13 protein-coding genes and 1 tRNA gene are annotated in these 12,572 nt (G+C 44.3%); 10 read left to right on the forward strand and 4 right to left on the reverse strand.

What is annotated here, in order from left to right:
* The coding region (locus ABHV44_RS06130) for an HYR-like domain-containing protein (protein WP_459073787.1) at nt 1-2,631 on the forward strand (2,631 nt) is incomplete at its 5' end.
* 365 nt (nt 2,632-2,996) lie between these two features.
* On the opposite strand, the gene ABHV44_RS06135 is transcribed toward ABHV44_RS06130, so the two are convergent.
* Nucleotides 2,997-3,539: a CopD family protein gene (locus ABHV44_RS06135; RefSeq protein ID WP_459073788.1), complete on the reverse strand. Its 543-nt coding sequence runs from the start codon at nt 3,537-3,539 to the stop codon at nt 2,997-2,999.
* 79 nt (nt 3,540-3,618) lie between these two features.
* Here ABHV44_RS06135 and ABHV44_RS06140 point away from each other — a divergent pair, with 79 nt between their 5' ends.
* Nucleotides 3,619-4,134, forward strand: coding sequence for an acyl-CoA thioesterase (locus tag ABHV44_RS06140; RefSeq protein ID WP_459073789.1), 516 nt, complete (start codon nt 3,619-3,621; stop codon nt 4,132-4,134).
* On the opposite strand, the gene ABHV44_RS06145 is transcribed toward ABHV44_RS06140, so the two are convergent.
* Complete coding sequence (locus ABHV44_RS06145; RefSeq protein ID WP_459073790.1) at nt 4,103-5,128, reverse strand: glycosyltransferase family 9 protein; 1,026 nt, start codon at nt 5,126-5,128, stop codon at nt 4,103-4,105. The two genes, ABHV44_RS06140 and ABHV44_RS06145, sit on opposite strands and share 32 nt — an antisense overlap.
* A gap of 52 nt (nt 5,129-5,180) precedes the next feature.
* Between ABHV44_RS06145 and ABHV44_RS06150 the strand changes: the two genes are divergently transcribed.
* The 7 genes from ABHV44_RS06150 (at nt 5,181) to ABHV44_RS06180 (ending at nt 10,010) form a co-directional block, all read left to right on the forward strand.
* Nucleotides 5,181-5,951, forward strand: coding sequence for a TatD family hydrolase (locus tag ABHV44_RS06150; protein WP_459073791.1), 771 nt, complete (start codon nt 5,181-5,183; stop codon nt 5,949-5,951).
* Nucleotides 5,952-5,965: 14 nt separating this feature from the next.
* The gene (locus ABHV44_RS06155) at nt 5,966-7,012 is read left to right on the forward strand and encodes an asparaginase (protein ID WP_459074021.1); all 1,047 of its coding nucleotides are present in this window, start codon (nt 5,966-5,968) and stop codon (nt 7,010-7,012) included.
* 193 nt (nt 7,013-7,205) lie between these two features.
* Nucleotides 7,206-7,293: transfer RNA gene (locus ABHV44_RS06160), tRNA-Ser, on the forward strand.
* 85 nt (nt 7,294-7,378) lie between these two features.
* Nucleotides 7,379-8,290, forward strand: coding sequence for a MotA/TolQ/ExbB proton channel family protein (locus tag ABHV44_RS06165; RefSeq protein ID WP_459073792.1), 912 nt, complete (start codon nt 7,379-7,381; stop codon nt 8,288-8,290).
* Nucleotides 8,291-8,302: 12 nt separating this feature from the next.
* Nucleotides 8,303-8,761 (forward strand): hypothetical protein, encoded by a 459-nt coding sequence (locus ABHV44_RS06170; RefSeq protein ID WP_459073793.1) that lies wholly within the window; start codon nt 8,303-8,305, stop codon nt 8,759-8,761.
* A 14-nt stretch (nt 8,762-8,775) separates the two neighbouring features.
* On the forward strand, nt 8,776-9,528 hold the full coding sequence (locus ABHV44_RS06175) for an ExbD/TolR family protein (RefSeq protein ID WP_459073794.1): 753 nt from the start codon (nt 8,776-8,778) through the stop codon (nt 9,526-9,528).
* Nucleotides 9,529-9,542: 14 nt separating this feature from the next.
* Nucleotides 9,543-10,010, forward strand: a complete 468-nt coding sequence (locus ABHV44_RS06180) for an ExbD/TolR family protein (RefSeq protein WP_459073795.1) — start codon at nt 9,543-9,545, stop codon at nt 10,008-10,010.
* A gap of 68 nt (nt 10,011-10,078) precedes the next feature.
* Here the strand turns inward: ABHV44_RS06180 and ABHV44_RS06185 are convergent, their stop codons facing one another.
* The gene (locus ABHV44_RS06185; protein WP_459073796.1) at nt 10,079-11,026 is read right to left on the reverse strand and encodes an NAD(P)-dependent oxidoreductase; all 948 of its coding nucleotides are present in this window, start codon (nt 11,024-11,026) and stop codon (nt 10,079-10,081) included.
* A 12-nt stretch (nt 11,027-11,038) separates the two neighbouring features.
* Nucleotides 11,039-12,088, reverse strand: coding sequence for an ADP-glyceromanno-heptose 6-epimerase (gene rfaD / locus ABHV44_RS06190; RefSeq protein ID WP_459073797.1), 1,050 nt, complete (start codon nt 12,086-12,088; stop codon nt 11,039-11,041).
* A gap of 49 nt (nt 12,089-12,137) precedes the next feature.
* Between rfaD and ABHV44_RS06195 the strand changes: the two genes are divergently transcribed.
* Nucleotides 12,138-12,563 (forward strand): 6-pyruvoyl trahydropterin synthase family protein, encoded by a 426-nt coding sequence (locus ABHV44_RS06195; protein ID WP_459073798.1) that lies wholly within the window; start codon nt 12,138-12,140, stop codon nt 12,561-12,563.
* Nucleotides 12,564-12,572 lie beyond the last annotated feature (9 nt).

Consider the following 12,572-nt stretch of genomic DNA (forward strand, 5'->3'; position numbering starts at 1 on the left):
CCACAAGAATATGTGGTAACACGTACCTTCACAGCAACAGATGACTGTGGAAATGCAAGTACAGCAGTACAGGTAATCACAGTAGTTGACACAACTGCACCAGAGTTCACTTCAATACCTGAAGATGTAACTATCGAGTGCGATGCTGAAGTACCATCAATGATGGCTGAAGCTACTGACAACTGCGGTGAAGTAACTGTAACTTCTTCGGACGTTTCAGACGGTGATAACTGCGAAACAGTAATTATTCGCACATTCACTGCTACTGACGAATGCGGAAACGTAGCTACTGCTGAGCAAGTGATTACTATTGTTGACACAACTGCCCCAGTGGTAGAAGGTATCATCGAAATCGATATGCCATGTGACAACGTGGATACCACTCCTCAGATTACTGCTACAGACAACTGCAACGAAGTAAATATCACATTCGAAGATACTCCAGTATCAGGAGGATGCGCAGGACGTATCATTCGTGACTACGTAGTATCTGACGCATGTGGTAACATTACTGAGTTCCAGCAAATCATCACTCTCATTGACGAGACAGCGCCTGAGTTCACTCAGTTCCCAGAAGATGTAACTGTTAACTGCGATGAAATTCCATCGCTAGATAACATCGAAGTTGCATTCGAAGACAACTGTGCTGATTCTCTAGACCTCGTTTATGTTGGTGAAGAGATCGTAGGAGAAGGATGTGAATATCAGATTGTTCGCACCTGGACTCTTACAGATCCTTGCGAGAACGTAACAACTGCAGTTTGGACTATAACAGTAGTAGATGATGAAGCTCCAGTTATTGGTGGAGAAGACTTCGAAGAAACAGTGTCTTGCGATGCTGTAATCGAACTTCCACAGTACGATGCTTCTGACAACTGCGATGAAGATGTAGAACTCGAAATGAGCATGGAAACAATCGAAGGTGATTGCCCACAAAACTACACTGAGGTGTACACTTGGACGGCCACTGACGATTGCGGAAACTCTTCTCAACGTGTTGTAACTATCAACTACGTAGATGAGGAGGCTCCAGTGTTCGATTCAGTTCCTGGATCTAACGAAATCAGCTGTGAAGATGACTTGCCATCTGATATGGCAACAGCATCTGACAACTGTGGTGAAGTGACAGTGACTTTCAATGATGTAATCGTAGATGGTGACTGCCCTAACAACTACACTGTAGTTAGAACATGGACTGCAACTGACGAGTGTGGTAACTCATCAACAGCAACAACAGAGTACTACGTATACGACTTTACTGCACCGGTATTTGACGGTGAAGTAGAAGACGTTGAAGTACAATGCGCTGACGATGTGCCAGCTGTAGCGGATATTTCTGCGACAGACAACTGCGGAACTGCAACTGTAACTTCTTCTATCGAAGTGATCGAAGAAGATGAGTGCGGAAACGGAGTAAGCATAGTAACGCTTGTGGCTTCTGACGAATGTGGAAACACTTCTGAAATTAGCTACTCAGTAACAGTAAATGATACGACTGCACCAGAAATTGTTGGAGCTCCTGAGGATCTCGTTCTCGACTGTGAGGATGATGTGCCAGCAGCACCAGAGGTGACAGCTGTAGACAACTGTGATGGAGACGTAGAAGTAACTTACACTGAAGAGTTCATCGGAGAAGATGAGCCAGCAGAAGGTTCTACTAGCGATTGCATCGGTACTAACCCACAAGATGCTTCACCAGCTTGGTCACTGTGGTTGCAAGACCTTGAAAACGGTCTTGATTACTACACGCTCCAGGGCGGTGCGACAGCTAACTGGGTAACCTACCCTGATGGAAGTGCTCACTTGACAGGAACTGTACGTTCTACTCAGTTCCCAGCAAGAGCGTTTGTAATTGATGTATGGTTCGAAAATGGAATGGACTGGGATAGCTGGTCTACTCAACCGTTCCCAACTTCATACAAAGATGACGAAGGCTTCGCTGAAGATGACATGCTGTACGAAGATTGGACTTACTACATCATGAACTCTGATTCAGCTACGTTGACAGGTATCGATGCATACGCAGGTTCATTCTTGAACTTGTCTCACGCACCATCGAGCTTCTACTTCGGATTCCAGGAAGGTCAGGGAGCGAACAACCGCTCTGAGGCTTACGGAATCGGTGGATGGTTCTACTATGAAGGTACACTCGTTGGACCTGATTACCAAGGACCAGTAGACGGTGCAGGTGACTTTGCATTCGAGCTCGATTGCTGCCCACAATACGAAATCGTTCGTACCTGGACTGCAGTTGACTGCTCTGGAAACGTAACTACTGTTAGTCAAACTATCACATTCGAAGATCTTCCAGACGATCCTGGACAGAATCCAGAATTGGAAGACTCTGTGTACGATGCACAGAAAGGTGATATCGTGATTAACGGTCTTGCGCCAAACCCATCTAAGAACGTTTCATACCTAGAGTTTACATCCAAGTCAAATCAGCAAGTAACAATTGCGATTTCTGACATGGCAGGTAATCAGGTAGATGTTGTATTCGAAGGTAATGTTGAAGCTGGAGTGAAATACAGACAGCAACTCAACACTACTTACCTCGAAAGCGGCCTCTATCTCGTAAGACTTGTAGGCTCTACTGACGCAACGTATACTAAGTTGGTAGTAGGTAAATAAATGAGAGCAAGTCTCTATAAATAGTAAAAGCCCTCTCGGATTTCCGAGGGGGCTTTTTGTTTAAGTCTGCTTTAGTAGAGAACCTTTTCGGTTTCTTACTAAAGCAGACTTTTCATTTGTAGTGGTCGCCAAACAATCATTTTATCAGAGCGAGTAACTTTAATCCAAATAGAAGTTATGAATTGGAGTTAATGAGCAGTAGTGTTGGAAATATGGATATTTTCGATTGGGAAACCCTTAAAAGCTCAACCTTGAATAGGTTTAGAGCGACTCAGGATTTTTGGATAAGTAAAATAAAGGAGACTGGCGTTCTGAGCCAGGTTATTCTAAAAGTGAGCTGTTCGCACCCAAATAAATTTAACGCTTTAATCGCCTTGCCGTGTGCGGAACCGTTTGTACCACTTGATTGCTATGGTAAGGGCAATAGCTACACCGAGAATTCCAAAAACTCCATAGAGCCAGTCGAGAGCATCTCTTTTGACAATGATGAACACAATTGCGATCAAAATCACGGTAGAAACTTCGTTCATAAAACGCATTCTCATAGCACTCACAGATTCTGAGTTCTTGTGAAGTTTTACGAGTAGTTTTTGTCCGTAGAGTTGATAAATAACTAGAAGTACCACAAAGCCCAACTTCACCTGCATATATGGTTGTAAAATGAGAGAGGTGTTGATAAAGAGCATCCAAATACCGAATGTAAGTGTGAGGATTGCAGATGGCCACGTAATAATATACCACAAGCGCCTCTCCATGATCTTATATTGATCAATCAATATTTTTTTGACTTCAGCTGGCTTCGAATTGGCCTCAGCGTGATAGACGAATAACCTGAAGATATAGAACAACCCAGCAAACCAGGTGACTACAAAGATGATGTGAAGCGCTTTGACAGTGGTGTAATCCATGCGGGCAAAATTAGAAATAATAGTGCTGCAGACTCTTTTCTCTATAAGCCTGCCTATCTTTGCCACAAATTATTTTACCATGAAGAAAGTTCGCAAGCCGAGTGAAACCTATGCCATTACTTCAAAACTTGTGTTGCCTAACGACACGAACACATTGAATAACCTAATGGGTGGTCAACTGCTGAACTGGATGGACGTAACTGCAGCTATCTCTGCCCATCGCCATTGCCGCAGGGTTGTAGTCACCGCTTCAGTGAATCACGTTTCTTTCGATTCGCCCATAAGACTTGGGGACATTGTGACGATTGAAGCAAAAGTTTCTCGCGCATTCACTTCTTCTATGGAAATCTATCTGGATGTTTTTGTAGAAAACCATGTGACAGGGAAACAGAAAAAGTGCAACGAAGCCATCTACACATTTGTAGCAGTGGATCAAATGGGAGCTCCCATCTTTGTTCCACAGCTTGAGCCGGAAACTGACCTGGAGAAAGAGCGTTACGATGGAGCTCTTCGAAGAAAACAACTCGCACTCATTCTTGCTGGTAAAATGAAACCCGATGAAGCTACTGAGCTGAGGGCACTTTTCGAGCAGTAAACAATTTTTTTACTGCACCGATTATTTCAGTGTTTGGGATTTGAGTGATACAGCGGGTATCTACTCCGTACTTACAGCGATTCCCCAATTTGGAGCAAGGCCTTTTTGTGAGGTGCTTTGGCTCGAGTAAAATGGATTGAGGGTCTGGCAGGTAAGGATACATACCAAATTCTGGAACGGTGCACCCCCAAATAGATACGATCTTTCTCTTGAATGCTGCTCCGATATGCATCAACCCTGTGTCGCCAGCCACCAATACCTCAGACCTGGAGACGATGAAGGCAGATTGGTTGATTGAGTATTTTCCGCAAGCATTGATTACATCTGATCTTTTTACAGACTCCACGATCTGGTTGCCCATTTCCTCATCTTCCTTTCCTCCGAGTAACACTACCGGCATTTCTAATTTAGCCAGGATTTCGCTGATCTTTTCAGCAGGCATTTTTTTGCCAATGTGAGCAGCGCCAATGGCAAATGCAACAAACCCTTCTTTTACGTCAACTTCCCAGCCGCCAAAATCTACGTGGTCTTTCTGTTTGTCTAAAAAATAGTCCAGCCCTTCGAGATCATTCTCTATGCCGAAAGCCTTCACTGTGTCGAGGTAGCGATCGACAATGTGCTTTTTAGGAAGTTTATTGACGCCCCAGTTCACCAGCATCCATTTTTTAAAATTTAGCTTGTCGATGGTGAAGCTTAAAGCAGGCAGCTGTTTCTTGATCAGAGCAGTTCTTATGTTTTTGTGCAGGTCGATTACATAGTCAAAAGCTTCTTCCTTTAATCTGGGCATCACCTCTGTTATGTCTTTTTCCATTGTGTGAAGATGATCTATGTACGGATTGTGAGCGAGTACCGACTGAAACCTGCTTTTGGTCAGATAGTGAAGTTCAACTTCACCATCGAGCTGGGTTTTTACCATTCTAACAACCGGAGTTGTCAGCACGATATCGCCAATCGAGCTAAAGCGAATGATCAAGACCTTTGTTGGATGTGCCATGCGGATGCAAATTAAACGAAATCGATCGATATTGAATCCTTACTTTTGCTTCATGAAAATTACGGATACGCACGCGCATCTTTATCTTAAAGACTTTGAAGAGGATCTCAGCGAAGTGATGAATCGAGCAGTTGAAGCCGAGGTCGATCGTGTTTATTTACCCAACATCGACAGCAGCACTATTCCACTGATGAAAAAGGCCGTGAATGAGTTTCCCGATGCTCTTTATCCAATGATGGGCCTACACCCGGGATCTGTTGATGAGAACTACGAGTCTGAACTTGAGGTGATCGAGAAGGAGTTGCGAGCTGGGAAATATTATGCAGTTGGTGAAATTGGTATTGACCTCTACTGGGAGAAAAAGTTTATCAATGAACAGCAGGATGCATTTAAGCGTCAGATAGACTGGGCTAAAGAGCTCGGTTTGCCTATCGTTATCCACTGCCGTGAAGCGTTTGATGTGATTTTCGAAGTGCTTGATGAAAAGAATGACGACAAGCTTTTCGGTATTTTTCACTGCTTTACAGGAACTGAAGAGCAGGCCAGGAGAATAATCGATTACGGAGGCTTCGTGCTGGGGATTGGCGGCATCGTAACTTTCAAAAATGCCGGTCTTGACAAAGTAGTAGAAAAGCTCAGTCTTGACGATCTTGTTGTTGAAACCGATGCGCCTTACCTGGCACCGGCTCCCAATCGTGGGAAAAGAAATGAATCAGCTTACACGCGATTCGTAGCTCAAAAAATTGCCGATTTACATCAAGTGTCTTTGGAGAAAGTTGCGGAAGTCACATCCAGAAATGCACAAAGAATTTTTCATTCATAAATTGAACAATCGTGATTGAACATCCCGGATCGAGCGTACTCATTATCTACACAGGTGGAACCATTGGAATGATGGAAAACCCGGCCACCGGTGCGTTGGCACCTTTCGACTTTCCCCATTTGTTGGATTATATGCCCGAGCTGAGGAGGTTCCAAATGGAAATTGATGTTCGATCTTTCGAAAACCCTATTGACTCGTCAGATGTCAATCCGGAGACCTGGGTAAGCATCGCTGAGATTATTGAAAAAACCTACCATCACTACGATGGATTCGTTGTGCTACACGGCACAGATACTATAGCTTATACAGCATCTGCACTTTCCTACATGCTCTGTAACTTGGCGAAGCCGGTAGTTGTCACAGGTTCGCAACTGCCAATCGGTAAGCTGCGCACTGATGGAAAAGAAAACCTCATTACCGCAATAGAAATTGCTGCGGCAGTTCGTGAAGGTGAGCCCGTCCTTCAGGAGGTTGGTATCTTTTTCGAAGGACAACTCTTTAGAGGGAATCGCTCCAGAAAGTATAGCACCGAGGATTTTGATGCGATAGAGTCGCCCAATTATCCAAAGCTAGCCGAAGTGGGGATCCACATATTTTACAACTTTAATGAGTTGTTTCGTCCCAAAGACATTCCCTTTGAGATCAAAAAGCGATTCGATGACTCAGTAGCAATCTTGAAGTTATTCCCGGGAATCCACGAAAAAGTGATTCGGAGCATGGTTGAAATACCGGGTTTGAAAGGTATAATTTTAGAAACTTTTGGATCGGGGAACGCACCCTCATCACCGCTATTTTTGTCGCTTATTAAAGAAGCAGTGGAGAAAGGAGTTATCGTAGTAAACGTTACTCAGTGCAACAATGGTTTTGTGGAACAGGGCAGGTACGAAACTAGCCACGGGCTTAGAGATGCGGGAGTTACGCCAGGAGCGGATATGACTACAGAAGCAGCCATCACAAAGTTGATGTTTTTGTTAGGGCAGGATCTTTCTACAGAACAGGTGAAAGAGCAGATGATGCTTTCCGTTGCAGGAGAGCTCACTGCCTATTCTTCGCTCGATTAAACCGGTTAACAATTTGCTAAAGGTGATTTTTTAGGTCTCCACTATTTTTTAGTAATTTGCCCGGCATTATTAAAATTGGCGCGCTTTGAAGCGTTACTTTTACGCATTAATTTTGGCCCCGCGGATGTGAAATATCTTCACATTTGTATCGTCAATGTTAACAACAAAAGAGAGAGCCTTTAGAGAAGGAACTGGAGAGATGGCCGAGTGGCTTAAGGCGCACGCCTGGAAAGCGTGTTTCCCGCAAGGGATCGAGGGTTCGAATCCCTCTCTCTCCGCCATAGACACAAATAAAAAAGAGTCTGTAAATAGTAAGTATAATTAATTAAAGACCGAATTCGTAAGTAAAACCAACTCAGTAAAATCATGAAAAAACTATTTGCTTTTGTTGCTATTTTTAGCATGATCAACCTCGGAGCAGTCAACTTTGCATCTGCTCAAGCCGAGACAGAAACACAGCAAGAGGCTCAAGCTGGAGGTGAGGAGTCAATGGAGGAAGGTATGTCTGGTGAGGCAAATGCCAATGATTCAGCAGCCACCGAAATGGATAACACTCAACAGCCACAAGTAGAAGGAGAAGAAACAGTAGAAAACGCTGAAGAAGGCGCTGAAATGGAAACTGAAACTCAGGTAACTGGTTTTAGCCAAACAGTGAAGCGTTACTTCATTGAAGGTGATCCAACCTTCATGTCATTCGTATTAATCTGTTTGATTCTTGGTCTCGCACTTTGTATCGAGAGAATCATCTACCTCAACATGGCCACAACCAACACTCGTAAGCTCCTCGGGAAAATCGAAGAAGCTCTTGATCGCGGAGGATTGGACGCTGCCAAAGAAGTATGCAGAAACACTCCTGGACCAGTTGCTTCAATTTTCTATCAGGGACTTGAGCACTCAGATGAAGATCTCAATCAGGTAGAAAAATCAATCGAAGCGTACGGTGGTGTTCAAATGGGACTTCTCGAAAAGGGACTTTCATGGATTTCACTTTTCATCGCAATTGCGCCAATGCTCGGGTTCATGGGTACAGTATTCGGTATGATCGTGGCCTTTGACCAAATTGCAGAAGCAAACACCGTAAACGCTGCACTTGTGGCCGGAGGTATTAAGCTCGCCTTGATTACAACCGTTTCTGGTTTGATCGTGGCCATTATCCTCCAAATCTTCTACAACTACATTCTTGCAAAAATCGACAGTATCGTGCTCGATATGGAGGATGCATCAATCGAATTGATCGATATGTTGTACAGAAGAAATGTTCAGAATAAGAACGCATAAACCAAAAGCATTATGCAGAATAAAGGACTCAAAATAGCACTCACCGTGCTGAGACTGCTGATTGCAGTTTTGGGAATCATCTTTTGCGCCATCATTGTCGCAAACTCAGATTCTGAAGACAGTGTGGTGCAGGCAATGGATAACTTCGGATCAGCGCTCGATGGAGCATTCTGGCTGGTGCTGATTGTAGGAATACTTGGTGCGGGAGCTGCCATTTTATTTGGACTCTTTCACTTTCTTGCAGACATCAAACATAAAATAGGTTCGCTCGTTGGTATTGTACTTTTCGCTGCAATACTTCTCTTGAGCTACTATGTTTTTGCTTCTGACGAAGTAAGCCCAGTTTTCCCGGAAGGGACTACATCTGATGTTTCGCAATTTACTGGTGGAGGGCTAATCGCTCTTTACATCACAGGCGGACTGGCAGTGCTGGCAATCATTTTTGCCGAAGTTAGCAGGTTGTTTAAATAATAAAAGAGCAAATTATGTCAAGAAGGAAATTACCAGAGGTTGATGCAGGCTCCATGGCAGATATTGCCTTCCTCCTGCTGATCTTCTTCCTGGTTACCACCACAATGGACTCTGACGAAGGTATTTTGCGTCAGCTTCCGCCACCGGTGCCAGAAGATCAGGAGCCACCTGATGTGAAACAAAGAAACGTTTACGTTGTACTTGTGAATGCTCAGGATAGACTTCTTGTGGAAGACGAGCCGATGGATATCGCAAATCTGAAAGACGGTGCGAAAGAATTTTTGATTGCCAATGGCGTGTTTCGCGACCTTGGGGGTAAAGAAAACTTTCCAATTCGCACCTGGGTGAGACGAGGTGACGTTCAGGCGAAAATTGACGAGTACGAAGCGTACATTGCTAGTGCCGAAGACGAAACGCAAAAGGACAACTACAGAAAGGCCCTTGAGAAATGGCAGGATAAAATGACAGCCATCGAAATTGCCGGAGAGTACAAAGAGCTCCCTGGATCAGCCCTTATCTCGATGCAAAATGACAAGGGAACGACTTACGATACCTACATTCAGGTGCAGAATGAGCTCGAGTCTGCTGTCAATGAGCTTAGAGATGAGCTTTCGATGAGACTGTTTGGAATTACCTACAGCCAACTCGAAGAAAAGGCCAAAAGCACCGAGTCTGGATCTGAATGGGAAAAGAGACTTTACGCTGTGCGTACGGTTCACCCTCAAAGGATTTCAGAAGCTGAACCTCGTAATGTTGGATCATACTAAACGAATTTTCAGACATGGCTAAATTCAAGAATAAAGAAAAGAAAGAAGTAGGTGCCGTATCAACGGCCTCACTTCCTGACATCGTTTTCATGCTGCTTTTCTTCTTCATGGTTGTAACTGTGATGAGGGAGCAGGAGCTGAAAGTGAAAATTGAAAGACCATACGCTTCTGAGCTTACTCGTCTTGAGAAAAAGCACCTTGTGGATTACATAAACATTGGTCCCCCAATGAACCCAGAGGTGTACGGTTCTGAGCCGAGAATGCAGTTGGATGATGACTTTGCGACTGTAGAGGACATCCCAGCCTGGATCGAGCAAAACAGAGAAAAAGTTTTGGAGCAAGAGGTTCCTAAAATGACCACTTCTCTGAAAGTTGATGAAGGCACAAAGATGGGAATTATCTCTGCGGTAAAACAGAAGCTAAGAGAGTCGAATGCGTTGAAGATTAACTATTCGACCCGTAAAAGAGATCGGACCGAATAAGTCTTACTTACGAATAATTAAAAAGCCGGTAGTCATGCTGAACATGTTTCAGTATCTATCCGGCTTTTTTATTGCCCAAATTCCGAGAGTATTTTTTCTGCAAGAACGGTAGAAAGCCTCTTGTGCGACTCATGAGTCCAGCCTGCTACATGCGGAGAAAGAACTACTTTGTCTGATTCGATCAGCTCACGAAAAGCGTCAGGCAGGTCTTTAGATTGCAATCGCTCGAATGAGAACTTTTCATATTCCAAAACATCAAGACACGCGCCTAGCACCTTGCCTGACTTTAGGCCGTCCACCAGGGTATCGGTCTTCACACATTTGCCCCTGGCCATGTTTAAAAGGTAAATAGGTCTATGACAATTTTCTAGAAAATCCTCATCGAAGTAGTAGTGCGTTTCCTCCGTGAGCGGTACGTGAAAACTTATGACCTCAGCTTGTTCCCAAATCTGTTCCAGGCTCACGGGGCTGGCAATTGAAGACTCTTGCGGAGGGGCGTATTTGTCGTAAGCCAGCACCGTGCAGCCAAAGCCCGAAAGCTTTTGGGCAAAGGCCTTTCCGTTGTTTCCAAAGCCGATAATCCCAACGGTCTTGCCGCCAAGTTCAACTCCGCGATTTTCTTCTCTTTTCCAGATACCCTGTCTTACTTCCTCATCGCCCTTTTTGAGATTGTTGAAGAGAGACAAGATCATCCCAATAGCGTGTTCCCCAACTGCATCGCGATTTCCTTCGGGAGCATTGAAACAGGTAATTCCTCTTTTTTCTGCAAAGCTGATATCGATATTTTCCATGCCCGCACCGCTGCGCGCGATGAACTTTAGATTCGTTGCTCTGGAGAGTAAATGTTCATCCATTCGAATCCGACTCCGGATCACAACTCCAAAGTACTGATCAATGCAGTCGAGAACTTCTTGTCTGCTGAGCGAGTAGGCCAGGTGGCATTCGAATCCGTTTTCCTCTAGCCGCTCCTGCAATGCGGGATGGACGCTGTCGATGAAGAGTACTTTTTTAGCCAAAATCAATTCGGTTTAGTAGTACTTGTGCGGAGCAAGATAATTTTGAACGTAGTCTTTCACGCCTTCTTCAAGTGAGTAAAAGTCTTTATTGTAGCCAATGGATCGCAACTTGCTCATGTCGGCCTCCGTGAAGTATTGATACTTGTCGCGGATGTCTTCAGGAGTGTCTACAAACTGAATGTTCGGCTCTTTTTCCAGAGCCTCGAAAGTTGAAAGTGCGAGGTCCTTAAAAGTTCTTGCTGTTCCTGTCCCGAGGTTGTAGAGTCCCGAGTTCTTTCTGTGATGCATCAGGAAGTAGCACACTTCCACCACGTCTTTCACATAAACGAAATCTCGCTTCTGCTCTCCATCGCGATAGTCTTCACGGTGAGATCGAAAGAGCTTCATCTTTCCGGTTTCTTTGATCTGATTGAAGGCATGGAAAATGACAGAAGCCATTCTGCCCTTGTGATACTCGTTAGGCCCGTAAACGTTGAAAAACTTCAATCCAGCCCAAAAGTAGGGCTGCTTTTCCTGAGCCAGTGCCCATTTGTCAAAATCGTTTTTGGATCTGCCGTAAGGGTTTAGTGGTTCGAGCTTTTCTACCAGGTCGTGATCGTCTTTGTAGCCGTGCTCTCCCAAACCGTAGGTCGCTCCGGAGCTCGCATAAACCAGTGGCAGGCCAAATTCAATACACAGGTTCCAGATTTGTTTACTATAGTTTAGGTTGAGTTCGTCAAAAATGGACTCGTCAAATTCCGTGGTGTCGGTGCGCGCCCCAAGGTGAAATATGAACTGCACCTGATCCTCGTTTTCGCGAAGCCATTTAAAAAAATCTTTCCGATCGACTTTCTGAGTGAACTTTTTGCCTTCAAAATTTTTGTTCTTCTCAGGTGAGGAAAAATCATCGACCAAAACGATGTCATTGAAGTTTTCTTCGTTGAGTTTTCCAACCAAACAACTGGGAATAAACCCGGCAGCACCTGTAACTACTATCATAAGGATGTGTGTTTTGATCAGCTCGTTTTCTTTGTAAAAAGGCTGATTTACTAGTGGCTGACAAAGATAGTCAAATCGCGCCATGCACATGAATTGGTTATATTTGCCGGCCCCAAAAGACATTTAAAAAAGCATGAGCAAAATAGTATATATCACACGGAGAGAGCGATTTAATGCAGCTCATAAACTCTGGAACGACAAGTGGTCGAAGGAGGAGAATTTGAAGGTTTTTGGCAAGTGTGCCAATCCAAACTGGCATGGTCACAACTACGAGCTTTTTGTGACGGTCAAAGGAACCCCTGGCAAAGACACGGGCTACTGTGCGGACCTGAAAGACTTGAGTGACGTAATTAACGAGAAAGTAGTTGATAAGCTCGATCACAAGAATCTCAATCTGGATGTGCCTTTTATGAAGGACACAATGACTTCTACAGAAAATCTGGTGATTGCCATCTGGGAGGAGCTCGAAGTATCGATAAATAGATTAGGGTGCACCTTGCATTCGGTGAAACTCTACGAAACAGAAAATAATTCTGCCGAATACTTTGGTGGAGAATAATCAACCTGA

Source organism: Halocola ammonii, assembly GCF_049334165.1.
GTDB lineage: Bacteria > Bacteroidota > Bacteroidia > Flavobacteriales_D > Sanyastnellaceae > JBEGHD01.